Origin of the sequence: uncultured Campylobacter sp. (genome assembly GCF_905373215.1) — a bacterium.
In the GTDB taxonomy this organism is placed as follows: Bacteria; Campylobacterota; Campylobacteria; order Campylobacterales; family Campylobacteraceae; genus Campylobacter_B.
This window is the reverse complement of the sequence record NZ_CAJPRT010000005.1, coordinates 80,432-104,417: the sequence shown is the minus strand read 5'-3', so window position 1 is coordinate 104,417 and position 23,986 is coordinate 80,432. Positions and strand designations below refer to the sequence as shown.

Below are 23,986 nucleotides of genomic sequence, written 5' to 3'. Positions count from 1 at the left end.
CGTGAAATTTAAAATCAACAACGGCGCAGTGCGATCTAAAACTCGCGGCAGTAATATAGCGCTGTATACGGCAGCGTAAAATTTACGACGCAGTGTGACGCGTAAAATTTTAATCTTGCGGCGATCAATCGGCGCAGGGCGAATACACGAAGTGCAATTAAATTTTAAGGGTACACGACGATGCGTAGTCTTGCAAAATTCTTTCACGGCGCGCGCCGCGACAGCTCGTAAAATTTAATCCTACGATACGCAATTAATCGCGATGCTGCAAATTTAACTTGCGCCTGCGTAAACTACGCATGCGGGCGTAAAATTTCACAGCGGGCGAGCATATGAAATTTTAAATTTCATGACAAGGCGTGCGAACGACTCGGCTTAAATCTCAAGCGCGATTTTTGCATGAAATTTAGCGAGTGAGTTTTAAGCGTGAGATTTCAAAGGCTAAACTCGCGCAAGTTTTGCGCCAAATTTTTGCGTAAAACTTTGCATAGAATTTAACGAAATTTTTTGCAATTTCTATGTTGATTTTGCACTAAATTTAATGAAATTTTACATAAAATTTAATAAAATTTCGCGAACTGAGCTCGGTGCGCGAAAGCCCGATTGGCCAAAACCTAGCGCACTAAAACTGGGGCGCGATAAATTCATTAAAGCTTACGAGCAATATTTAGCGTCATCGAAGCTCAAAGATAAGATTTATTGCTATCGAAGCTTGAGAAAAAATTTGCCGCCACCGAAACTTGCAGGCAAGTTTTACCACCATGGTGCAAAATCCAGGCTTTGGTTTTAAACGCTGAAATAAAATTTAAAGGATGGAAAATGCAAAGTTTCAAATGGCAAATTTCAAAGCGGCTCAAGCAGGTGATGCGCGAGCGAGATATCGATAATCTCACGCTCGTGCGGCGCACGGACGAGCTGTATTCGCGCTCGCACCCGGGCCACGACGAGGATATGCGCGCCGAAGTTTACACGGTTTTGGACGAATACGCGCCCAACGTCGATATTGAAATTTTTGATCTAGTCTGCAGGGTGCTCGGTATCAAAATCGAGCTAGGCTAAGCTTCGCGCGGGATTTGCCTGCGCTTTTTGCTCAGGCGGCGGCGCTAAATCGGTTTTTGAAATTTTATTTAATTCGGCTTTACACTGCGACGCTGATCGTACTGCGAGTCGCGGCCGCTCCCAGCCTTTAAAATACACTGCGCACGGCATTCGCGCCCGCACTTGTCATTTGCGGCACGTGGATTTCGAGCCGGCTAAAACGAGCCGTCGCTCATACGACCGCGCCCGCCGCAAAATTTGCTAGCGGCGTGTCCTACGCGGTATTAAATTAACAGCGCCGTAAAATTTAATAGCGACAGCACCCATACCCGCGAGACGCGGATCGTGAAATTTAAACTCGAGCGGCGCGAACTTCTTAATTTAAGCACCAGCTTGCCCGTTCTTTAAAATTAAGCGCGCTTTTTTATTTGCTGAAATTTAACTCAAATTTAAACGCTCGCTCGCAGAAATTTTAAAATTTACCGCACGATTGCATCAGCTCGCGCAGCTTCCACACGACTCGTACTACCCAATGTACGCCTGGCTACTCCACGCGATGTGTTTTTGCGCCGTGAAGTCAGTAGCAGAGTTCGGCGCAGAATTGTGTATAAAATTTCATTCACGCAGCTGGCTCGCAGATAGCTTAACCGGCGGCTCCAAATTTTAAATTCCAATCAAAATTCACTCAAGCGGCGACAAATTAGCGATTAAAATTTGAAATTTTAGAAGTGAAATCTCGCTCCTGCTTGCGATCAAAATTTTAAATTTTGCCGCAAAATTTCGCCCAAACCTAGAAAGATTAATATCTATTTTAACTGCAAAGTGCTAAATTTAGCGCTAAATTTTAATCCGAGGTAAGCTTTGAACTACTTAATCCAATTCAGTGTGATTTTAGGAATATCTTTTGTTGCGGAGATTTTGGCGGCGCTCGTGCCTGTGCCGATCCCCGCTAGCATCTACGGACTAGTTATTATGCTTTTAGCCCTGATCTTCAAACTCATCAAAGTATCGCAGATCAGAGAAACCGTGTCGTTTTTTATGCAGATTATGCCTGTGATCTTCATCCCAGCGGGTGCCGCGATCATCATCGCAGGCGATGCGCTGCGCCAGCATCTTTTCGCAATCATCGCGATTACAGCAGTCTCTACGGTAGTAGTCATCGGTGCAAGCGGCGCGGTAACGCAAATTTTTTATAAAATCGCCCTCGCCCGCGTTAAGCGCAGACTCTACGCAGCCGCGCACGAACAAGACGGCGTGAATACAAAGGGCGTGGATGCGAAACTGGAGCGCGAAATTTTATCCGGAGACGACAAAAAATGAGAGAAATTTTAATGAACTCCGCTTTTTTCGGCGTGTTTTTGTGCCTGGGCTCGTTTGAGCTGGGACTTTATCTAAAAAAGCGCTTTAAGCTAACGATTTTCAACCCGCTTCTAATCGGTATCGTGCTTACCGTCTGCGTGCTTTTAATCTTTAAAATTCCATACGAAAAATTTAACGCGAGCGCCTCGCACATTAGCTTTTTCTTAACGCCGATTACCGTCTGTCTAGCTGTGCCGCTATACGAGCAGCTTGCGCTTTTGCGAAGTAATTTTTTAGCTATTTTTGCAGGGCTGATTTCTGGTATGATCGCAGGGCTAGGCAGCATCTACGCGATGTCGGTGATATTTGGGCTAAATCACACAATGTATGTCACGTTACTACCGAAATCCGTCACGGCGCCAATCGGTATGGGTATCAGCGAAAGCTTAGGTGGCATCGTGACGCTAACGGTGGCCTGCATCATCGCTACGGGTATCATCGGCAGCGTATTTGGCGAGGCGCTACTTAAAATTTTTGGCATAAAAAAGGCGATGGCAAAAGGTATCGCCCTAGGCTGCGCGAGCCATGCGATGGGAACGGCGCGCGCGCTTGAGATCGGTGACGTGGAGGGGGCGATGGCTTCTTTGGCGATGGCGGTTACGGGACTTCTTACCGTCATCGGTGCCGGTATTTTTGCACATTTCATCTAAGGAGAAAATATGATAATCTCGATCGCTAGACAAACTGGCGCAGGCGGGCGCGAAACTGCGCGCAAACTAGCCGAGCGCTTAGGCTACACCTATCTAGCCAAGGCGGATCTGCTTCGCAAAGCAGACGAGCTTGGCTGCTTCGAGCAGATGTATGAGTTCTACAACGAAATGCCCGTAAATACGCTACTTCAGGCAATCTCGCACAACGAGCTAGCCAATGAGCAAAAACGCGATCGCATCGTAGCAATCTACGAAAAGATCGTCTCGGGCGGCAACGTTATAGTGCTTGGACGCTGCGCAGGGTTTTTCTTGCGCGGACATCCGGATCTGCTGACGGTATTTTTACGTGCGAGCGATGAGTTTAAGCTTGCCAGATTAGAAAAAGAGGGCCATACCGACGCGCGCGAGTATATGGAAAATAGCGACGCGGGCAGGATGAGCTTTCATCAATACTACACCAACCAAGTCTGGGGCGCATCCGCAAACTACAATATCTGCATCGACACGTCGTATTGCGGCATCGATAATGCGGTAAATATCATCGAGTATTTAGTCAAACATCACATTGAAAAGTGATTTACGCCTAAGAGCATAAAAGTGGAATTTATTTTTTCGAAGATGAATTCCACTTGATCTCGCAAACCCGCCCTATTTCTATTGTAATTTAAAATTCACATCTCTTTCAGCTTGAATTCCATTTGTAAATGACGCATTTAGCTGTATTATAAAGTCTATCGTTCAATGCGACATTAAATTCTAAACCGCGCTTTATCGCCACAAAACAGTAAAATTTAGCTAAAATTTGACGAAATTTAAATCCAAATTTAAGGAGATAAAATGTAAAGCAAAGCCCATCTATGCCCAAAATGCGGCGAAAACACGATCTATTTCGACGGCATCTGCCACTCATGCAGCCAAAGGCAGAGGCGAGAGGAGATTTTAAACCTAAGCGCGGATGAAGTGGAGGCGATGATTCTAAAAATCGCGGACCGCATCTGCGAGATCGAAAAATGGGATGAGATTTACAACGATTTTTGGGCGCTTTTTAGCCTACGCGACATCCACGATCCAAGGATTGCGCGAGCCGCTGCCGCGGCGGAGATCTACTGCCCGCCAGAGCTTTACTTCGGCGCGTCGAAAGACGTGAGAGACGCGCTCGTCCGCAAGCTCGCCTCGCTGCAGGACAATGCCAAAAACACTCTAAACGACCTACTGTGCGCGCTTGCGTGGCATGGTGACGAGCAGACGATGCAGCTTTTTTACGAGCTGTATCAAAACCCAAAGCCGTGGCGCCAAAAGCTCTACGCAGGCACCGAAATTTACGCGCAAATCGGCGGCTGGAGCTTTGATCAGATGGGCGAGCGAAAATCGCTCGTTTTTGATAAGTGCCTCGCGGTAGTGCGCGCGAGAGACGGCGCGGAGAAAAACGGCGGCTGCGCGATCGGGCGCAGAGATGAAAGCGCAAACGAAATTTTAAATTTCAAAGGCGGCGCAGACGGCGAAAATTGCGAACAAAATGCGCAAAACGGCGCGGACGAAATTTCAAATTTACACGCGGGCGCGCAGAGTTCTCGCACGGGCATGGACGAAGACGCGAGCTTGCGGAACGAGCGCGTAAATTTCAAATCAGACGCGCAAAAAGACGCTGGCAGCGGTTTAAATTTGAGCGAAAATGCAAAGGATGCCCGCTGCGAAGGCGCAAACCAAAACGCGGATGAGCCCGTACGTATCGGCAGGCCTACGGGGCAAAAGTGCGAGTTTTGCGGCTGCGAGATGCTCGATATGCTCCGCCTAAAGGCAACTGATCCGCGGCTTGCGTTTTTAAATTTAAAGCACGACGCGATATTTCGCTGCTGCCCGACCTGCGTCGGCTCGGTAATGTATTTTTGCAAATGCGGCGCGGACGGCGAGCTGCAGATGCAATACGAGGGCGAAGGGGTGGAGAAAAGCTACTTTTCGCAGCAAGATCTTGCGCGGCTGAACGGTATGAAATTTAAGCTAGGCGGCGAAGTTCCCCCGTTTTACGGCTGTTTTGACGAGCTTGACGTGACCGTGGGAGGCTATCCGCAGTGGGTGCAGGACGCCGCGTATCTAGCCTGCCCTAGCTGCGGCGGGACGATGAAGCATCTAGCGCAGATCCCATTCGGCGAGCTGGTGCAGGGCGAGGGGGTCATATATGTGCAAATTTGCGAAAAATGCGAGGTTTTGGGCGGCTGCTTTCAGTGCACGTGAGGCAAATTAATTAGCTATAATGCAAGTAAAATTTGATTTAAGGAGAAAAAATGGGGTTATTCGGTTTTGGTAAAAAGGCTGAGAAAGCACAAATCCCAAGCACTTTTGCCGGCAGAGTGGATAAATTTTGGGCGGAATTTAGCGGCGCGATAGATGAGATCAAGGCCGATCTGGCGGCGGAGGAGTTTGAAAAGGCGATGCGAAAGACCGACGAGAAGCTTCGTATCTGCCTTGCCGAGCCCTATTTTATGACGGGGCTCGTGGGCGATAAGCTCGATCTAGTGCTAACTCCCGAGGGTATGAGACACCGATTATTTTGGCTAAGCTTCATCAAAAACGCTATGCCCAAGCAGCTCGAATCCAAAATGCGCTGCACGCTCGGAAAGCCGCGTGCACCGCGAGGTATCGGCGGGATCGAGATGTACAATACGCACGTAAACGCCGAGGAGTCGATGATCTACGCGCAGTTTAACGAAAGCGACGTGGATATTAAAATTTACAACGAAAACCTAGCGGCTCTACTCGCGCAGGACGAGGGCAAGGCCTATAACCTTAGCTTTATCCTGCTTGACAATATGATCGGCGAAACGGCGGTCATAAATACGCTAGGCGAGCTTGAGGTACTGGCCGAACCCCAAGAAAACGGTGTGCCGCTAAGCGAATTTGCCGATCTGGTCGATGAGAAATTCGGCGAAAAAGCCGCACGCGAACCGCTAAAGAATTTTTTCAGCTATGAAATGGAGCCGCGCGGTAGCGAGGTACGCGAGGACGTGATCGTAGGCACCACCTGCCTAACGGCCATCATAAATCAGTACCTAAACGGCGAGCGCGACATCTATAACGAAGCCTTCGAGCTCGGTATCAAATTTTGCTTTCTTAGCATTGATAACGGCGGCGACGTGCAGGCGGGCTTTGATCTGCGAAACAAGATCGAGGACGAGGAGCTAGAGAGCTGCGGCTCGTTTCTAGAGATAATCGGCGGAGCAACCGGGCAGAGGCACGCATACATCGATCTCATCTGCTATGACGAGGAGAGGCTTAAAGAAAAGGTAAGCGAGCTTTGCAAAAAATACGGCGCTAGTATCGAAATCCATGACTTTAAGCGGTAGCGGCCTCTGTTTTTGCGGCAGATAAATTTGAAATTTTGCGCCATCGCGGAAAATAAATTTTAAAATTCTACGTCGCCGCGTAAAATAAATTTAAAATTTGCCGCGCCGCACGCTTTTTGTTTGGTTTTACTATTTCGCCGACACACAATAAAATTGAGCGAGCCGTGAGCTTGCAATATAAATTTTGGCGATTTAGCAGTAAATTTTAGTAAAATTTGCGAGGTTTGCAGTGCGAATTTACGATGATAAAATTTTGCTTCGGTTTCAGTGCAAAGCGCACCGATTAAGAAGCTTAGGGAAGATAAAATTTTAAGAGACGAACATGAAAATTATCTCGAAATTTAAAGATAATTACGATTTTATGGTGTCAAAATACGGGCTTGACAAGACTTTGGTCTATGACCGCAGAAACTCTACTCTAGTCGGTGCGGACGAGCTATGGAGGCTTGATGAGGGCGATAAAAAGGTATTTGAAAGGAAGCTTAGCGGGTACCGCTTTATCGGCGGTAAATTTATAAACTGGAGCAAAACGGACGTAAATAAGCTGCCGCGCCTGCTTCACTCCGTGATTTTCATCGGTAAAAATTTAGTCCATATTTTCGCCTCTCAGTGTAAAATTTACACAAGTCTAGAGTTTGACGAGACGGAGCTAAGAAGGCAGTATCAGAATGACAGAACTTTGAGCTTTAGCGATGGATTTCGCGCCCATATCGTCTCGTGGCTCAGCAAGGTCGGCGAGCAGGCTACGCGCGAGGAAATTTTGCAGCTCGTGGCGTTAGAGGGCGACCGCAAAACGATACTAAAAAATATTATTCGCGACGATAAAATTATAAGCAAAGATGAAATTTTGAGCGCACCCATCGTATTTTTTAAGCTCACACAGAACATTCACACCGTGGCGATAAATCCACAGCTTAACGCAATGGGGTTTTATCTGGATGCCGACTTTGTCTGGCAAAGCCTAGTCGAGTTTTTATCCGCCAAAAAGGACGCCTCTGCTCCGGCAGGCACGATACCAAATGATATAAAAATTGCCAGCAAAGGCTTTGACGTAAAGCGCTCGTTTCGCCCAAAAATGAAATAACTCGGCTCGCGCAGCAAATAATCCGTGCAATCGTCGCTAGAATTTATCTCTCTTTACTTCGCTGTTTTGACGCGCCTCATAAATCGAGCGAAATTTTATAAATTTTTATAAAGTTTAGGTAAGCAAGCACGCAAAAGCTTAGGCGCAGAATAAAACGCGGATGAAATTTTGTAAAAGCTCTTTTGCAAAATTTCTAAAAATTATAAAGATTTGACTCGGACAAATTTTAAAATTCTATAAAAAGCGGGTTTTATCAAAATCTTGCCAAGCCATGAAATTTCAAGAAAATTCCACAGAATTTCGCAGAATTCCGATAAGTTTTTTGAAATTTTACTATAGCAGAATCCGATCCATCGCGCGCATTAGATTTAGCATCTGCGCGTGCGGAAAAACGTCGTGCGTGCGGATGATTGCGGCGCCGTTTAAAGCGGCGACCTGGTGCAGATACAGCGAGCCTGCGAGCCTATCCTCGACCGCAGAGGGGCTGTAAAAATCAATAACGCTCTTTCTACTAGCGCCCACGAGCAGCGGGCAGCCGAAGTGCAAGAAATGCTGCAAATTTTTAATCAGTACCAAATTTTGCTCGGCGGTCTTGCCAAAGCCGATGCCCACGTCAAGGATGATCTTTTTAAGCCCCGTGCTTTGCAGCTGCTGCAAATTCTGCGCAAAAAACTCATCGATCTCGCCCATCAGATCGTCGTATTTAGGCGCAAGCTGCATATTTTGCGGCTTTCCTTGCATGTGCATCAGCACGTAAGCGGCGTCGTAGCGAAGCGCAAGCGGAGCAAGAGCGAGGTTTGCACTAATGTCGTTAATGATGCTAAAGCCCCGATCTAGCGCAAATTCCAAACAATACTCATCAAAGCTATCGAGGCTAAATTTAGCCCTTTCGTGCAGACGCAGGCGGTAAATTTCGCTCAGCACGTCCTTTATGCGCGCAAACTCCTCATCCCTACCGCAGTACTGGCTGCCCGGGCGTGAGCTCACGCCGCCGATATCGATGATAGCGGCGCCCTGCTCGATCATCTTTTCGATCTTATTGGTCGCCTCTTTTAAGCTTGCCGCGCGACTTGCGGGGTTGAAGCTATCAGAGTTGATGTTTACTACGCCCATTATTTCGCAGCTTTGCGGCTTAGCAAATTTCTCGCTTAGAAATTTCGCGAGCTCTTTTAGCCCAAAATCCTGCAGAGCTTCCTTCTGCGCCAAAACTTCGATTTGGCGATCGTTTGCGATCAAAACCGCATCCGTATCGTCGCGCCCTAGGATTACTCCTTCGTTGCACGCAAGCTCGGCGCCGATACTAAGGGCATCCTGCTTTAAAATATTTGCCGCGGGCGCTCGCAGATCTTTTAGATAGAAAAAGTTTAGGCGCGATTTTTTCTGCATTATCGCCCGTCCCGCATTTCGCACGCCGATGCGCTCGCAAATCAGCGCGAAATCGGCCTCGTTTGAAATTTTATAAATTTTCATCTTTTCTCCTCGATCATCAACAGCAGCGGAGTAAGCACGGCGTGGGCTTTGGCGTTATGCTCGGCGAGGTAGCTTAAGCGATCTATTCGCTGCAGCTCATCGCCGCTTAGCCTAACGCCTGCTTCAAAGCACTCTAGCGCGATCTCGCCGATGAGCGCTTTTAGCGCCGTTTTGTCCAGCTCGCCCTTGCGCTCCAGCGCGATCTGCGTGTCGATAAATTCCACTGCTTCCTTTAAGCTGAGTCTGGCTAAGCTTAGCCCGGTGCGGTATCTAGGCTTTCGCACGCAGAGGTTTTGCACTATCAGGCGCGAGCGGATGGTAGGCAACAGGGCGTTGATGAAGGGAGTGATCAGGAAAAACACCGTATTTTTGGGCGGCTCCTCTAAAATTTTAAGCAGAGCGTTTTGCGCCTCCTCGCCGAATTTCGTAGCGGCGATGACGATGATCTTATCCTCGCGCTCGGCGACGTAGGCTTCGTCAATGATCTTTCGTGCCTCGTCAATCTTAAGCTCAACGCTTTCGAAAAACCTTAAATTTTTGCGCGGAATTTCGGCTAAAATTTTATCTTTAAAGCCCTCATAATCGCTCGTCAAAACGATCTGATTTATGATTTTCAAAGCACCACTTCGTCAAAAAGCACGGCGTCTATGCTTTTGTCTAAAATTTTAAAAAGCTGGATCAGTTTGAGATCCAGGCTAGGATCACTCTCGCTCATGTAAAAGCTGTTTTGCAGCCTCTCGTCGATGAGCCACAGATAGCTGTCCTCGTGGCTTTTGGCGATTTTGGCTAGCGGATGGTTGCCGTTACCGATGTAAAAATATATAAAGCCGTTGGCGAACGCGAGGCTTAGCATATCGTTTAGCAGCAGCGCGTCCTCCAGGCTATTTACGCCGCCGCGGTAGAGCGAACGCAGCGAAAAAAATGGTAGCAGCGGGCGGGAGTTGGTAGAGGAGTTGATCTTTTTGATGATATATTCGCTAAACCAGCTTCGTTCATCGTCGCAGATGACGATGAAAGCAAAGCCGTCGTGGAGGAATTTTAGCTTTGATGCTAAAAGCGGCGTCCAGTCCTCCTTGCGATCCTCGAGCCACTCAAGTCCGGGCTCGGAGCGCATCGCCGTGACGCTCCAAGTGTGCAGATCCTGCATTATTTATCCAAATCGTAGGCTTTATGCAGCGCGCGCACGGCGAGCTCGCCGTATTTGGCCTCTACGATCATCGAAATTTTAATCTCGCTCGTGGAGATCATCTGGATATTTATCCCTTCGTCCGCAAGCGTCTTAAACGCCTTGCTGGCTATACCGCTATGGCTTTTCATACCTACGCCTACCAAAGAAACCTTTACGATATCGGCATCCGATTCGATGATGGAATTCGGATTTGGATTTACCTCTTTCATTACCGCATAAGCAGTCTGCAGCTCGTTTTGCGGCACAGTAAAGCCTAAATTCGTCTCGCCGTTTCGTCCGATATTTTGCACGATCATATCGACGTTGATCTCCTTGCTTGCAAGCGCGGAGAAAATTTCAGCCGCGACGCCGGGGCGATCCTCTACGTTTCTAATCGTGATTCTTGCTTGATTTTTATCCAGTGCAATGCCGCTAATTACCGCATCTTCCATCTTTTCTTCTCCTGTTATGAGTGTTCCTTCATGATCGTTAAAACTGCTTCGCGTCACCAAATTTACATTTAATTTCTTCGCAAGCTCGACGCTTCGATTTTGCAAAACCTTCGCCCCCAAGCTCGCAAGCTCAAGCATCTCGTCGTAGCTGATGCGATCAAGCTTCTTGGCTTTCGGCTCGATGCGCGGATCGGTCGTATATACGCCGTCTACGTCGGTGTAAATTTCACACAGATCGGCATTCAGCGCCCCTGCGACGGCGACTGCACTAAGATCGCTTCCGCCTCGCCCGAGCGTAGTTACTTCGCCTGCGGTGCTGATGCCCTGAAAGCCTGCGACGACGACGATTTTGCCCTGCTTTAGCGCCTCTTGCATACTTTTTGGATCGATCGAGACGATGCGAGCTTTGGTGTGAAAATTATCCGTCACGATGCCCGCACCACGCCCGCTAAATGCGATCGCAGCATAGCCCTTGGCATTTAGCGCGATAGCCAAAAGTGCACTCGTAACGCGCTCGCCCGAGCTTAACAGCACATCCATCTCTCTGCCTACGGGAGTTTTAGTAAAAAATTCCGCCTGCTCGATGAGCTGATTGGTAACGCCACTCATCGCAGAAACGATTACCGCGACATCGTGTCCTTCGTTTTTAGTCTTTATCACGCGCTGCGCGACCGCCTCGATCCGCTCTAGCGTACCGACGCTCGTACCGCCGTATTTTTGAACGATCAGCATTAAATGTAACCCTCCTCCTTAAAATATTTTAAAACCGTCGCGTAAATCGGCTTTTTGAAGTGATTTACGTGCCTTAAAACCTCATTCGCGCCTACGAATTTAAATGCGTCGAACTCAGGAAGTTTAGTATTGATGTTTATATCGGCTAAGCTTCGCAATCGTACCAAAAAATACCTTTGAATTTGCCCGTCGTATGGGCGCATCTTTTGAGCTACTCCATCGGGAAAGTCGTAGCTAAGCCACTTCGGGCACTCAGCGATGATATCGACTTTGCTTGTTCCGATCTCCTCACCTAGCTCTCTGCGAATCGCCATCTTAGGCGTCTCACCATCGTCGATACCGCCTTGAGGAAACTGCCAAGCGCCTTTGATGTCGCTTCGTTGCGCGATTAAAATTTCGCAATTAAACGGATACGAGGGCGAAAGTACGATTGCAGCGACATTCGGTCTGTAATTTTTCTCTTTTTCCATCTCGTTTTCTCACAAAAAATTTCTCAAAATTCTACCTAAAAATATTAAAATTTGCGTTAAGAGGCTTAAAATTTATATAAATTTTCAAATTAATTCGCTAAATTTTGCGACGTAAATTTAGCCCATAGGACCGACCTTGCACATCTACATCCATGTGCCGTTTTGCACCTCCAAATGCCCGTATTGCGCCTTTGGCTCCTTCAGCGATAAGTTTAGCCTCGTAAAAAGCTACTTTCGCGCGCTAGAGCTTGAGGTGCGCGATTTTTTGGCGAAAAATCCGCACGCGCAAATTTCGACGCTTTTTATCGGCGGAGGTACGCCAAGTGCCGTGGATGCGGGGCTTTACGACGAAATTTTTGCGCTGCTCGCGCCGCATTTTGCCGCTAAAGCTGAAATCAGCTCGGAAGCTAATCCAAACTCCGCTAGCCCCGCCTGGCTTAGAGCGATGCAGGGGCTCGGCGTAAATCGCATCAGCTTCGGCGCGCAAAGCTTTAACGACGCTAAGTTAAAATTCCTCGGTCGCGCACACAGTGCGGCGCAGATTTTTCTCGCGGTGCAAAATGCCAAAGCGGCGGGCTTTGATAATATAAATTTGGATCTAATCTACGCGAGCAAATTTGACGATAAGAGGAATTTAAAATTTGAAATGGATGAGCTTGCGCGCTGCGAAGTGCCGCATCTAAGCGCCTATGCGCTAAGCCTTGAGGAAAATACGCCCTTTTTCGGGCGCGAAAGCTTCAAAAGGGAAAGCGCGGCTCTAGCTAAATTTCTCTTTGCTCTGGCGGCGGATAGCGGCTTTAGCCAGTATGAAATTTCAAATTTTGCCGCGCGCGGACTGCGCTGTAAGCACAATCTCGCCTACTGGCGCGGCGAGGATTACGTGGGATTTGGGGCATTTGCGGTCGGAACTAGCGCTCAGGTGCGCCTTAGCTCGCCTAAAAATTTGCGAGATTACATTGCAGATCCGCTGCAAAAACAGCGCGAAGTCTTAAGCGCGCAGGATAAAAAGCTTGAGCGCATATTTCTCGGGCTGCGCTGCGTTTTGGGATTTGAGGCGCAAATTTTAAACGTCGCGGAGCTAAGTAACGCGCAGCTGCTCGTGCGGGCAAAAAAGCTGAAATTCGGCGAAGATAAATTTTATAATCCTAACTTTTTGCTCGCCGACGAGATCGCGCTTTTTATCACGCAAGAAAGCCGCCGCGGGCGCTAAATTTAAGATTAATGAAATTTTAGTTACAATACGCCACTTTTTACGTTAGGAAATTTTATGTTTGGTATCAGTATGCCTGAAATTACGGTCATTTTAATCATCGCGATAATCGTGCTTGGGCCCGAAAAGCTCCCGAAAGTGCTGGTCGAGCTCGCAAAATACTTCAAAGTCATCAAAAAAACCATCAACGACGCAAAATCGAGCTTCGATCAGGAGCTTCGCATCGCCGAGCTCAAAGAGGACGCCAAAAAATATAAAGAGAGTATCACGCAAGCAAGCGAGGGCGTGCGCAAAAAGCTCACGTTTGAGGAGCTCGACGAGATCAAAGGCGGTATCGACTCGGTCAAAGAGACGCTAAATGCGGGGCTAAAAGACGCGGAAAGTTCGCTTAAAGAAACGCTTAGCTCGGACGCCGCCAAAGACGTGCTAAACTCCGCGAAAGTCTCGGCACAAAAACAAAATGAGACGGCAAATTTAAAAGCAAATTCGAGCGGCGAAAATTCCGCGCAAAGCTCCGCTGGCGCCGCAAACTCTATGCAAGGCTCCGCCGACAGCGCAATAAATTCCGGAGCCGGAGACAAAAGCAAAAATTCTAACGTCGAAAATGAAAGTAAAAATTCCATGCCGAGCACGGGCGGCGGCGCGGGAAATTCCGCGCAAAATACGAATGCGAACGGCGAAGCGAAAAACGCCGCGCAAAATGCAAATTTAAACGGCGATGCGCAAAATTCTATGCAAAATTCCGCGCAAAATAGCGATACGCAAAAATCATAATGAGAGAGAAATTTAATGTTTGAAGAGCTAAAACCCCATCTAGCCGAGCTTCGCAAGCGCCTGGTTATCTCCGTGCTGTCCGTCATCGTCCTTTTTATCGGGTGCTTCGGCTTTTGGGAGGATATTTTAGGTTTTATGACCCGCCCGCTGGTGCGCGTGCTTCCTAAGGGCAGCGAGATCATCTTTACCCAGCTTGGCGAGACCTTTTTTACCGCGATGAAGGTATCGTTTTTCACCTCGTTACTTCTAGCGATGCCGATAATTTTCTGGCAGGCGTGGCTTTTCGTAGCGCCCGGGCTTTACGACAACGAGAAAAAATATGTCATCCCTTTCGTTAGCGGCGCGAGCGTTATGTTCTTTTTGGGCGCAGCGTTTTGCTATTTTTTCGTAATTCCAGTCGCATTTAATTTCTTGGTAAATTTTGGCGCCAAGCAATTTACTGCGATGCCTACAATCGGCGAATATGTAGGCTTTTTCGCTAAGCTTGTCGTCGCATTCGGCATCAGCTTTGAGCTTCCGGTGGTGACATTTTTCCTCGCTAAGATCGGGCTTGTGACGAACAAAAGCCTGAGCGATTTTTTTCGCTACGCAATCGTCATTATTTTTATCTTTGCAGCGGTCATGACGCCGCCGGACGTGCTTAGTCAGTTTATGCTCGCAACTCCGTTAATTGCGCTTTATCTGCTTTCGATCTTCATCGCCAAAATGATAAATCCGTATAAGCCAGAGGATGACAAAGGCGAAAATTCCACGGACGTAGCGCAGGCGTGAGATGGCGGATCTAAATTTAGTTGGCAGCTACGATTACGAGCTTCCTAGCGAGCTCATCGCAAGCGCGCCCGTGATGCCCAAACAAAGCGCGCGCCTGCTGATCTACGACCGCGCCAAGCAGCAGATCACTCACGCGCACTTCGGCGATCTAGCGGACGTCCTGCCGCCCTGCGATATTATTTTTAACGACACACGGGTGATTAAGGCGCGCCTTTTCGGTCATAAAAACAGCGGCGGCAAGATCGAGCTTCTGCTAAACTCGCCGCTTGAGGGCAATAAATTTAGCGCCTATATTCGCGGCAGCGTCAAAGTAGGCAGCGAATTAAAATTTCAAAGTGACCTTGAAGCGCGCGTTTGCGAGCTGATGGAAGGCGGGCTTCGCATCGTGCAGTTTGAGCGCGGCGGCGAAGCTTTAAACACCCATGATGTTTTTGAAATTTGCGAACGTATCGGCCATGTGCCGCTACCGCCATATATTAAGCGCGCCGATACCAAGCAGGACGAGAGCTGGTATCAAAGCATCTTCGCGCGCGAGCAAGGCGCCGTCGCCGCACCCACCGCGAGCCTTCATTTTAACGATGCGATACTAAACGATCTACGCAAAAGACACGAAATTTATTTTATCACGCTACACGTAGGCGCGGGCACCTTCAAGCCCGTGGAAGTAGCGGATCTGCGCGATCATAAAATGCACGGCGAGCTCTACTCTATCCCGCCGCAGACCGCGCAAATTCTAAAAAGCGAGCGAAAAATTTTAGGCGTGGGTACGACCGTTACGAGAACGATCGAAAATTTTGCACGCAACGGACAGAGTAGCGGGATCTGCGAGCTGTTTTTGCACCCGGGCAACCCGCCGATAAGACAGAATTTTTTGCTTACGAACTTTCACCTGCCCAAATCCACGCTGATAATGCTCGTAGCGAGCTTCATCGGGCTTGAGCGCACGCTTGAGCTCTACCGCATCGCAGTGGAGCAAAGATACCGCTTCTACTCCTATGGCGATGGGATGCTTGTGCTATGAAAGCCGTGGTTTTAGGCGCGCTAGCGCTGATAGCAGCGATCGCGTGGTTTGCGGCAAGAAAGCTCTTTTCTAAAAAGCCCGCCGTAAGCGGTAAAATTTTCTCCGCTGCGCCTAAAGTCAAAGAAAGCAGCCCCGTCGTGCCTAGGCGCGAGGATATCGCGCAGATCGATATTTTAAAAATTTTAAAATTTCAAAGCGAAATTTTATTTGAGGAGTGCACGAAATACGACAGCACGCTCTATCTTAGTTTCCCGCCGCAGCTGCCGCGTATCTACGGCGGCGAGGTGCTAAATCTTACTAGCGCGGTATTTGATGCGTGCGAGTTTTTCCTACAAAATATCGCTGAGCCAATCCGCGTAAGCGTGGAATTTAGTAGCAAGGAACTTAGAGCAAATATGAGCTCTATCAAGCTCGACGTGCGAGTAGGTATCGATCGCGAGCTAAAGGATCCGCGCACCTATGCGCTTAAAAGTGCACTAGAAAGCGCCGCTAGTACGGATGATGAGTATCTTACTTCGGCGCAGACCCATTTGCGTGCACTCGGTTCGCATCCGAGTATTGGAGCTGACGGGCGTGGGACGTTCATTAAAATGGATGCCGTGCTTAGCTGCTTCGCGCAGCAGAGCTTTAGCGCCAAAAAATACGACTACAACGTCATCATCACGCATAAAAACCGCGCGATCTTCGAGGAGCTGCGAGATTTTTTGAGCGGGCTTGGTTGCGACGTGATGCCAAACTCCAACTGGGAGAGCGCGAAGAGGCACCTAAACGACTTCATCTACGTAGCCGACGTCGTCATCCTCGACGCCGAGATCCTGCGCGCAAATATAAGCGAAATAAACTACCTCAACGCGCTGGAAAAAGACGGGGTATTTTTCATATTTTTGCTTAAAAACAAACACTCGCTCAAGGTGCTGGAGGGGCTAAGCTTTAAATTTTTCAAGCTCGAGATGCCATATTTCTACGACGAATTTTACGCCACGCTTGATCTCATCGAAAAGATCAAAAACGATGAGAATTTCTTGGGGCTGTAGCGAACAGGTAGCGATAAATTTAAAACCGAAGAGATTGAAGTGCTATATTTCGACCTAGATTGGATCAAAGGCAATATAAAAGATAGCGAATATGCCTTAAGGCAGCGGCGGTATGAGGCGTATTTGGCAGGGATGCATAAAAATATGCATACGCTAGAAAGAATTTTTGCGGGCATAAGCTTCAACGATGCGCTATTGCTACCCCCAAAACAAATCAATGAAAAGTTGCATTTGAAATTTTACATCGGAGATTTGCAAAATGGATATTATGAACTAAAATGCGTTATGAGCTCGGATCGAAGATGCGACGCGGCGCCCGGCGAAATAATAACGAGCGAGATATTTTACGAAAATGGCAATTACCGCTTCTCTTTCATCCTTACCCGCCTGAAGGAATATGCCGTTAATTTTTCCAGTATAGATAGCCTTAAATTTAACGCGATTTCGCAAAGAAAATACCATTTTGAGCATAAGAAATTTAAACTTTCATAGAAAACCGCGCGCCTCATTGGTCGCGCATAAAATTTTGCCCGTAAAGATCGCGCCCTTAAATTTATCCCGCTTGCAAGCCGCAAACAGCGTAAATTCCGTCGTGTCTTGCAGCTAAATTTATTAAATTTACATAGTCTACGCGCAAGCAAGTTTATTTCGTCTGCTTACCTCAAAAACGCTCAAGTTCCCTTTTAAAATTTACACCTCAATCGGACTTAAGAGATTTCGGAAAGCGGCGCAATATGTTTTGAGGCGCCCGATAAGACGTATATAAAGCGAGTAAATTTAAGAATTTAGTGCGGATGGCTTGGCTTGCGATTTAAATTTTATCTTCTGCCCTCTTTTTTAGCCTTGACGGCTTCATAAAGCTCATCGATCGAAGTCGCGGACGAGCCCGAATATTTCTGCGCCGCTTGTATAGTCTTTTTGCCCCACTTGCCGTCGATTGCCACGCCGTAGCTACCGAACATCAGACTTCGCTGGATATAATAGACTTTATCTTGCTGTGTCATACTTTGTTGCTTCTGCACTTCACGTTCGGCATCTTTAATCTGCTCTCTCTCATAAACGGCATCAGCCGCTAAATAGCCCAGAGTCAAACTTACTGCAAGAGACGTAATTGTCATAAATCTATTATTCGTATTACATATAATAACCAGGTCGCGATACAAAATACTATATATCCTACGGCAAAAGCAATCGTGGCATTAAAAGCGCTGAAAATAACCATAGCGGCAGCGATTAAAATCGCTATCGCAAGCCCTTCAAGTGAAGTAGCTGCCGCAATAATGAGACCTAATAAAAAGTCCATAAGCAACCTTTAAAAATTTAAATAGCGAGACTTTCTGATTATAAATTCAATCGGAGAGTTTTAGAATTTAACCGCCGATTGGGCGATGAAAAATATGCAAGATTATTCGACATGTTTCATAGTCCTATGAAATTCTGGGCTATGATCTCTTGCTAGCGCAAAAGAATATAAAACCAAAATCGTACCGATAGAGATGAGAAAAACATCTTGAATTATAAAACCAGCTCTTATAAGGACACGTATTCCAAAAACAAGACATACCACGCCTATTAAAAATTTCAAGAACCATGCTCTACTATAAGAGATCTCCGCCTGACATCCGCTACATACGACCGCACCGTATTTGATGTCGTCTTTGCCACAAAATGGGCACATTAAATGATCCGGATGTTCATTCTTTGCCATAATTTCTCCTTTGAAAAAATATAGGTGGAATTATATATAAGAGCGGGCTTAAATTTTAAAATTTAGAGTTTAAAATAGGGGGAATTTTAGCGGCTTTGTACCGCTAAAATTTAAAGATTTTCGAATGGATTTACGACCACGTCTTTGCGATCGACGATGTAAGGTATAAGGGCTGCTTGGCGCGCGCGCTTGATAGCCTTTTCTACCATCTCTTGGTATTTTTTGCTGGTGCCGGTTAGGCGGCGCGGCATAATCTTAAAGCGCTCGCTTAGGCAGTGCTTTAGCAGCGCTGTGTCCTTATAATCGATAAATTCGATCTTTGCTTCAGTAAATTTGCAATACTTTCTAGTATATTTTCTCTTATCTGCCATGATTTTTCCTTAATTAAAATGGGATCGTGTCATTGCCGTCATCGTATTTATCGGCATCGACGTCGACTTCCGGAATCGTGCTTTCGTAACTCTGCTCTTTTTGTTTAGGCGCGTTATAATCGTTTTTTGCGCCTCTAGAATTTGAGTTTTGTCTATTAGCATAGCTATTTCCGCCGCCGTAATTACTGTAGCTAGAATTTCCTCCGCCGTAGCCGCCGGAGTTTCCGCCATAATTGCCGCCTTCGTAATTGCCGCCTTGATTATAGCCGCCGCTTCCACCTTGATTGCTTCCTAGCATCTCCATCGTATCTACGCTAATGGAGTGCTTGCTTCGGTTCTGTCCGTTTTGATCCTGCCACTGATCTAGCTTTAAGCGGCCTTCGATCAAAATTTTACTGCCTTTTCGCAAGTATTGGTTTGCGATCTCGGCCGTACGACCGAAAAAATCTATGTCTATAAAGCACGTCTCTTCGCGTTTCTCGCCGTTTGAGCTATTGTATCTGCGCGTGACGGCGATGCCGGTTTTACCTACGGCGGTGCCCGTTTGCAGATATCTAAGCTCGATATCTCGGGTCAAATTACCTACCAAAACTACTTTATTAAACATATTTTATCCTTTATTCGCCCTCTTTGGCTGCTTCTTCAGGCTCTTTCGGCTCTACCGGCGCTTTTGGCTCGCGCTCTTTTTTCGCAGGGCTTAGTTTGATGCCTTTGCTTAGCTTGTCCCAAGCGGAAATTTCACGCTTAGTCTCATATTTGACGGTCAAAAATCTAATGATATCTTCGTTGATGCGCAGATTTCTAACAAGTTCGGAGATCAAGCTCGGCTCGGCCTTAAAATAGATTACGAAATAAACTCCGCGCTCATATTTGTCGATCTTATAGGCAAGCTTTCTAGCGCCCATTTCGATCACGGAGGCGATCTCTCCGCCGTTTTTGGTTATGATTTCTTTGACGAAATCGACTTTTGTTTTAACTTCATCGTCGGTAAGCGTGGGCTTAACGATGAATAAAACCTCGTAGTTTCTCATAAATTCTCCTTATGGATTTTAGCTCGCAAACGGTGTCTGCGGGCAAGGATTTTGCAAAAAATGCAAAGAGATATTACTAAAATTTCACTTAATATTTGCTTTTTGCCCGAGCGAGCTTAGCAGCATGCGCTGCAACCTCAAAAACGACGCGAGCAAAAGCTCATCCTTCGCCGCGTTCTTTTCGCTTTTGAGTTCAAATTCCAAATCATTTAAGTGAGCGAAAATTTTATAAAACGTCTGCGTAGAAAAACCAGTGGCATAGCGCTGCATCTGTGCGGCTACGGAAGGGGGCGGCTGATAGCCTAAAACCGCCTTAAAATCAAATCTGCCGTTTATTTTCACGTAAGCATGCAGGCGAAAAATTCTATAAATCAGGCGGTAGAAATAATTTATCAGCTCCATCTCGTTGTATCCGCCGCCCAGAGCCATTTTGTAAAAATCTACGCGAAAGTCGCTTAGTCCAAAAATTTTATCAAAAAGCTCGTCGTAGCTCACCTCACTAAGGCCATAAACCATCAAATTTACGTTTTGCAGGCTAAGCTCGAGCCCTAAACTTGCAAATTTCTCTATCTCGCTCGCGCTTAGGCTCAGGCTTTCGTTGTGGATGGCGTAGATCCTACTAAGCGCGGCGGTGTTTGCAAAAAGCCCGCACATCTCGCATTTTTGCACAAGCAGCGCTATGGCTTCATTCACGCCCGAGGGTTTGAAAAATCTGACCTCGTTTCGTTCAAATTCTTTGATAAAATCCGCGCTTACCGAAATTTCGCTATCGTTTAGCTCGTAGATCAGATGGTTATTCGCGTCCGACTTACACAGCGCGATGAGCCTTCGTAGCTCCTCTTTCTTGATGAGCGAGGCGGTTTTGATATGAAGCGTGTTGCTGCCGCCGAAAAGCGAGGGCTCCAAGAAGCTTCGCGCCGCGTCAAAATCATACTCCAAAAAATACAAACTCAAAAAATTTTCCGAGGCGTAAATTTGCTTCAATCGCTGCGCGTAAAGCTCGTTTGAAAAATCGTCTCCGCCGCGCAAAAGCACGAAATTCGGCACCCTGCCGCTTGCGATAAGCCCGTCAAATTCTCTCCTATACATCAGATTTTTCTCACCACCCTGCCTAAAATCACTCCGCTAGCGATGTTTGCGTCCGTAAGCTCGACTAGAACGGACGTTAAAATGTTGCCGGCGAAATTTGAAACTAAAATTTTAGCCCCCTTTAGCTTGTCGTCGAGCTTTGCGGTGACGGAATTTCCGTTTTCGTCGATGTAGCAGCGGAATTTTTTGCCCAAATTTTCTGCGGCCCAGCGTGCAAATTTTCGGTCCATAAAATCAAACGCGACCTTGTCTGCCTCGCGCTCGAGCTCGTTTAGCCGCGAGCACGTCGCGTCGATGTTTAAAAGCAGGTAATTATAAAATTTTTCATCTCCCCTCATCTGCGCCTTTAGCAGGCGGTGCAAAATGAGATCGGAATAGCGCCTGATCGGGCTTGTGAAGTGCGTGTAGTTATCAAATCCGAGCCCGAAATGCCCGCGCGATTCGGACGCATACTCGGCACGCTTTTGAGCCTTGATGATGAGCTTATCGACCTCCTCGCGGATACCCATGGTATCAGCTTGCGCTTGGATTTCGCCGATCATCTTAGCAAGGTTGCTCTGATACGGCACGTCGATGCCGAACAGCGCCAGATCGTCAAGCAGAGCGTAAATTTTTTTAAGCTCCGCCGAGCCGTGATTTCTAAAAACGCCCCGCTCGATGCGCGCCGCAGCGGCTTTGTTGGCTAGCAGCATACAATCCTCGATGAGTTTGTGCGACGGGGTGTCGGTCTCAAAGCGAGTGGAGCTTATTTGACCGTGCTCATCAAGCGTGATGCGAAGCTCCTTGGTGCGAAAATCAAATCCGCGCTTTAGCCTCGCACGGCGCAGTCGCTCGCAAATTTCATTAAGCGGCAAGAGCCAGCTTAAAATTTCAGGCTCGGCTGCTTTTTCAGTGCGTAAAATTTCATCGACCTCGTCGTAATTGTAGCGGCGTTTTGATCTTATAATCGCTTCAAAAAGCTCCTGTTTTTGCGGGTTTAAATTTTCATCCAAAGAGATCTTAAAAACAAAAGCTAGCCTCGGCAAATCCGGCATCAACGAGCAGATATTTTCGCTAAGCTCGCGCGGTAGCATCGGTACGGATCGGTGCGGGAAGTAGATCGAAAAGCCGCGAAATTTCGCCTCCTTATCGATCGGCGAGTATTCGCTTACGTATTCGCTCACATCGGCGATCGCGACGTAAAGCGTACGCTCTTTTACGTCAAAATAGATCGCGTCGTCGAAGTCCTTGGCGTCGATAGGATCGATGGTGCAAAAGGGCAGATGCTGCAAATCCACGCGCTGCGGATACAGCGCCTCGTCCACTTCGCTGCCGAAGCTCGCGGCTTGCTGCTTGCACGCTTCGTTAAATTCGTCGTTTTTATCGTAGATCGCTAAAGAAATTTTCTCATCGACGAAGGGATCGGCTAGGTTTCCGATCACCTCGGTGATCTCGTTCGTTAGATTATCGATCTTTAAAAGGGTATTCGGCGGCAGTTGCTTTAGCGATTTTTGCGTGGCTTTGAGCGGATTTGAGAGGCCGGTTTTGACGTTCACGCCTAAAATTTCGCGCCCAAAGCTTTTGGTATAAACTACGCTAGTTAAAAATGCGGGCTTGACGCACATCAGCACCTTTGCGTGCAGGCGGGACTTTCTTGAGCTTAAAATTTTTGCTAGGATCAGATCGCCCAGATGCACGCCGCTTAAATATCTGTTTTCGATGATGAGATCTGCTTTGAAGCGATCGTCGAAGCTTTGCAGATAGCCCGTGCCGTCGCGCGCGATGTCGAGCCTGCCGAAAACATAGCCGTCGTTTAGGTAGAGCTTACCCTTGTGCGCGCTGATAGCGCCGATATTTAGGAAGTTGCGCGCGAGCTCCTTTTGCTCGCCGCTAAGATCCTTTTCAAATACGCCCGAGTTGAAGGCGCGCAGGAACTCTTTCATATCGAAATTTCACCTTTCGCCTCTAAAAACGCTTCCTGCTCGAAGCCAAACTCGACTAGTAAATTTAAAGCGTTGTCGATGCTAAGCTCGTCGAAGTGATGGTAGATATTGACCGCGGTTTTGGCGATTTTTAGCATCGCGTAGCGGGATTTGTTCTCAAAAGGCGCGTCGTCGGGGGCGTTTGAATACAGCGCGTCCTGCGCGATCTGTTCTAGCCCGAAATGCGCAAATAGCGCGTGCGAGACGCTCTCGCGGTTCGTGCCGCTAAATTCCATCTCCACGTCGGTAAAATCCTGCGGAAAGATCGAGCCCTTGATGGCATGGTAAAATTCCTCCGCCTTGCCCGCCGCGCACACCTGCTCGTCGATAAAAACCCGCCCGAACTCCACTAAAATCACGCTTGAAAGGATGCTTTGCTCAATCTGCGGGTAGGATTTGATCCACGAAAACATAAGCAGATTTCGCAGCAGCGAGACCTGCGCGAGCTTTTCGCGATCGATGCGATACGCCTGCAGGCTCGGCTTTAACATCTCGTCGAATACGGCGAATAGAAAAAACGCCCGCATCTGCTCGCGCCCGTAAAGCTCAAACGCTCGCTGTAAATTTAGCGCTTTTAATGCCGCGGCACCCTGCTCTTGTCCCCGCTCCTGCGCTCTGCCCCATTCTTGCTCCTGTTTTTGCTTCTGCGCTTGCCCCTGCTCCTGCGCTCGTTCTTGCTGTTGCGTTTGTGCGGCTTGCGTAGAGATGCTCGAACCTAGCGCGCAATCGGCTCTCGCAGCAGCGTGCTCATTTTGCTGCTGCGTATCGCTCGCGGCCTGCGAGGGGTTAAATTTAAAATTCTCGTCGCTGCAGTTCACGCCGTTTGCGCCATTTGAATGATTAAATTTAAGACTATCGCCCTGTTCTGCTAAGTCTGCGCCCTTTTGCTCGCTCGAGGTGCACTCGTTTTGCTGCCGCTCGTCTGCGGCGTCTTGCAAGCCGTGCCTCATAGGCTCCGCGCCTTGGAGATCGCACTGCTCATCTGCGGTAGCTAAATTTTGCCTCGCAAGCCCTTCGGCGCTAAATTTAGACAAACCGCAAAAGGCCAAATCTAAAATTTTATCCGCAAGAGGAGCGTTTTTTGAAATTTGCAGAGCGAGCCTGACGTCCGAACTATCCGCGTCAAACGATGCTAAAATTTTTAAAATTTCATCGCTAAAGCCCGCGAGCGCGCCTATTTTTTGGGTTATAAATTTATTCATTTTAAAAAGCCGTTCAATAGAAATTTCGCACAATCATATCAAATTTTAGC

At 47.7% G+C, this 23,986-nt stretch carries 26 protein-coding genes and 1 pseudogene; 13 read left to right on the top strand and 14 right to left on the bottom strand.

What is annotated here, in order from left to right:
* Positions 1 to 819 precede the first annotated feature (819 nt).
* The 7 genes from QZ176_RS04070 (at position 820) to QZ176_RS04040 (ending at position 7,472) form a co-directional block, all read left to right on the top strand.
* A complete protein-coding gene (locus tag QZ176_RS04070; RefSeq protein ID WP_295151401.1) occupies positions 820 to 1,059 on the top strand; it encodes a hypothetical protein in 240 nt (79 codons plus the stop codon).
* 840 nt (positions 1,060 to 1,899) lie between these two features.
* Positions 1,900 to 2,358 carry a CidA/LrgA family protein gene (locus QZ176_RS04065; RefSeq protein WP_081451750.1) on the top strand — a complete coding sequence of 153 codons (459 nt, stop codon included), beginning with the start codon at positions 1,900 to 1,902 and terminating at the stop codon, positions 2,356 to 2,358.
* Complete coding sequence (locus QZ176_RS04060; protein WP_295151400.1) at positions 2,355 to 3,047, top strand: LrgB family protein; 693 nt, start codon at positions 2,355 to 2,357, stop codon at positions 3,045 to 3,047. Before QZ176_RS04065 ends, QZ176_RS04060 begins: the two co-directional genes overlap by 4 nt.
* Before the next feature lie 9 nt (positions 3,048 to 3,056).
* On the top strand, positions 3,057 to 3,623 hold the full coding sequence (locus QZ176_RS04055) for a cytidylate kinase-like family protein (RefSeq protein WP_005873246.1): 567 nt from the start codon (positions 3,057 to 3,059) through the stop codon (positions 3,621 to 3,623).
* 393 nt (positions 3,624 to 4,016) lie between these two features.
* A complete protein-coding gene (locus tag QZ176_RS04050; protein WP_295151399.1) occupies positions 4,017 to 5,279 on the top strand; it encodes a cytochrome C in 1,263 nt (420 codons plus the stop codon).
* Positions 5,280 to 5,329: 50 nt separating this feature from the next.
* A complete protein-coding gene (locus QZ176_RS04045) occupies positions 5,330 to 6,388 on the top strand; it encodes a hypothetical protein (RefSeq protein WP_295151398.1) in 1,059 nt (352 codons plus the stop codon).
* Positions 6,389 to 6,710: 322 nt separating this feature from the next.
* Positions 6,711 to 7,472: a hypothetical protein gene (locus tag QZ176_RS04040; RefSeq protein WP_295151397.1), complete on the top strand. Its 762-nt coding sequence runs from the start codon at positions 6,711 to 6,713 to the stop codon at positions 7,470 to 7,472.
* A gap of 333 nt (positions 7,473 to 7,805) precedes the next feature.
* Here the strand turns inward: QZ176_RS04040 and folP are convergent, their stop codons facing one another.
* From folP to QZ176_RS04015, 5 genes are read right to left on the bottom strand one after another with little or no spacing between them, the layout of a single operon-like run.
* A complete protein-coding gene (gene folP / locus QZ176_RS04035) occupies positions 7,806 to 8,942 on the bottom strand; it encodes a dihydropteroate synthase (protein WP_295151396.1) in 1,137 nt (378 codons plus the stop codon).
* On the bottom strand, positions 8,939 to 9,559 hold the full coding sequence (locus tag QZ176_RS04030; protein ID WP_295151395.1) for a DNA polymerase III subunit delta': 621 nt from the start codon (positions 9,557 to 9,559) through the stop codon (positions 8,939 to 8,941). The genes folP and QZ176_RS04030 overlap by 4 nt, the downstream gene beginning before the upstream one ends.
* The gene (locus tag QZ176_RS04025; RefSeq protein WP_005873254.1) at positions 9,556 to 10,089 is read right to left on the bottom strand and encodes a HobA family DNA replication regulator; all 534 of its coding nucleotides are present in this window, start codon (positions 10,087 to 10,089) and stop codon (positions 9,556 to 9,558) included. Before QZ176_RS04025 ends, QZ176_RS04030 begins: the two co-directional genes overlap by 4 nt.
* On the bottom strand, positions 10,089 to 11,294 hold the full coding sequence (locus tag QZ176_RS04020; RefSeq protein WP_295151394.1) for an aspartate kinase: 1,206 nt from the start codon (positions 11,292 to 11,294) through the stop codon (positions 10,089 to 10,091). The genes QZ176_RS04025 and QZ176_RS04020 overlap by 1 nt, the downstream gene beginning before the upstream one ends.
* Positions 11,294 to 11,764, bottom strand: coding sequence for an RNA pyrophosphohydrolase (locus QZ176_RS04015; protein WP_005873256.1), 471 nt, complete (start codon positions 11,762 to 11,764; stop codon positions 11,294 to 11,296). The genes QZ176_RS04020 and QZ176_RS04015 overlap by 1 nt, the downstream gene beginning before the upstream one ends.
* Positions 11,765 to 11,900: 136 nt before the next feature.
* On the opposite strand from QZ176_RS04015, the gene hemW reads away from it, so the two are divergent.
* The 6 genes and pseudogenes from hemW (at position 11,901) to QZ176_RS03985 (ending at position 17,066) form a co-directional block, all read left to right on the top strand.
* Positions 11,901 to 12,974 carry a radical SAM family heme chaperone HemW gene (hemW, locus tag QZ176_RS04010; protein ID WP_295151393.1) on the top strand — a complete coding sequence of 358 codons (1,074 nt, stop codon included), beginning with the start codon at positions 11,901 to 11,903 and terminating at the stop codon, positions 12,972 to 12,974.
* Between the two features lie 57 nt (positions 12,975 to 13,031).
* A pseudogene (gene tatB / locus QZ176_RS04005) lies at positions 13,032 to 13,301 on the top strand (Sec-independent protein translocase protein TatB); the annotation flags it as partial.
* 462 nt (positions 13,302 to 13,763) lie between these two features.
* A complete protein-coding gene (tatC, locus tag QZ176_RS04000; protein WP_295151392.1) occupies positions 13,764 to 14,519 on the top strand; it encodes a twin-arginine translocase subunit TatC in 756 nt (251 codons plus the stop codon).
* A 1-nt stretch (position 14,520) separates the two neighbouring features.
* On the top strand, positions 14,521 to 15,540 hold the full coding sequence (gene queA / locus QZ176_RS03995) for a tRNA preQ1(34) S-adenosylmethionine ribosyltransferase-isomerase QueA (protein WP_295151391.1): 1,020 nt from the start codon (positions 14,521 to 14,523) through the stop codon (positions 15,538 to 15,540).
* The gene (locus tag QZ176_RS03990) at positions 15,537 to 16,574 is read left to right on the top strand and encodes a hypothetical protein (RefSeq protein WP_295151390.1); all 1,038 of its coding nucleotides are present in this window, start codon (positions 15,537 to 15,539) and stop codon (positions 16,572 to 16,574) included. Before queA ends, QZ176_RS03990 begins: the two co-directional genes overlap by 4 nt.
* 39 nt (positions 16,575 to 16,613) lie before the next feature.
* A complete protein-coding gene (locus tag QZ176_RS03985; protein WP_295151389.1) occupies positions 16,614 to 17,066 on the top strand; it encodes a hypothetical protein in 453 nt (150 codons plus the stop codon).
* A 326-nt stretch (positions 17,067 to 17,392) separates the two neighbouring features.
* Here QZ176_RS03985 and QZ176_RS03980 read toward each other — a convergent pair whose 3' ends face one another.
* From QZ176_RS03980 to QZ176_RS03940, 9 genes are all read right to left on the bottom strand, one after another.
* Positions 17,393 to 17,665 (bottom strand): hypothetical protein, encoded by a 273-nt coding sequence (locus tag QZ176_RS03980; protein ID WP_295151388.1) that lies wholly within the window; start codon positions 17,663 to 17,665, stop codon positions 17,393 to 17,395.
* A 23-nt stretch (positions 17,666 to 17,688) separates the two neighbouring features.
* Positions 17,689 to 17,877, bottom strand: a complete 189-nt coding sequence (locus QZ176_RS03975; RefSeq protein WP_295151387.1) for a hypothetical protein — start codon at positions 17,875 to 17,877, stop codon at positions 17,689 to 17,691.
* A 102-nt stretch (positions 17,878 to 17,979) separates the two neighbouring features.
* The gene (locus QZ176_RS03970; protein ID WP_295151386.1) at positions 17,980 to 18,282 is read right to left on the bottom strand and encodes a hypothetical protein; all 303 of its coding nucleotides are present in this window, start codon (positions 18,280 to 18,282) and stop codon (positions 17,980 to 17,982) included.
* Between the two features lie 110 nt (positions 18,283 to 18,392).
* On the bottom strand, positions 18,393 to 18,653 hold the full coding sequence (gene rpsR, locus QZ176_RS03965) for a 30S ribosomal protein S18 (protein ID WP_295151385.1): 261 nt from the start codon (positions 18,651 to 18,653) through the stop codon (positions 18,393 to 18,395).
* A gap of 13 nt (positions 18,654 to 18,666) precedes the next feature.
* On the bottom strand, positions 18,667 to 19,260 hold the full coding sequence (locus QZ176_RS03960) for a single-stranded DNA-binding protein (protein ID WP_295151384.1): 594 nt from the start codon (positions 19,258 to 19,260) through the stop codon (positions 18,667 to 18,669).
* 10 nt (positions 19,261 to 19,270) lie between these two features.
* Positions 19,271 to 19,684, bottom strand: a complete 414-nt coding sequence (rpsF, locus tag QZ176_RS03955; RefSeq protein WP_295151383.1) for a 30S ribosomal protein S6 — start codon at positions 19,682 to 19,684, stop codon at positions 19,271 to 19,273.
* An 84-nt stretch (positions 19,685 to 19,768) separates the two neighbouring features.
* Positions 19,769 to 20,773, bottom strand: coding sequence for a DNA polymerase III subunit delta (locus QZ176_RS03950; protein WP_295151382.1), 1,005 nt, complete (start codon positions 20,771 to 20,773; stop codon positions 19,769 to 19,771).
* Positions 20,773 to 22,695, bottom strand: coding sequence for a ribonuclease R family protein (locus QZ176_RS03945; protein ID WP_295151381.1), 1,923 nt, complete (start codon positions 22,693 to 22,695; stop codon positions 20,773 to 20,775). Before QZ176_RS03945 ends, QZ176_RS03950 begins: the two co-directional genes overlap by 1 nt.
* The gene (locus QZ176_RS03940) at positions 22,692 to 23,936 is read right to left on the bottom strand and encodes a hypothetical protein (RefSeq protein ID WP_295151380.1); all 1,245 of its coding nucleotides are present in this window, start codon (positions 23,934 to 23,936) and stop codon (positions 22,692 to 22,694) included. Before QZ176_RS03940 ends, QZ176_RS03945 begins: the two co-directional genes overlap by 4 nt.
* Positions 23,937 to 23,986: the final 50 nt, after the last annotated feature.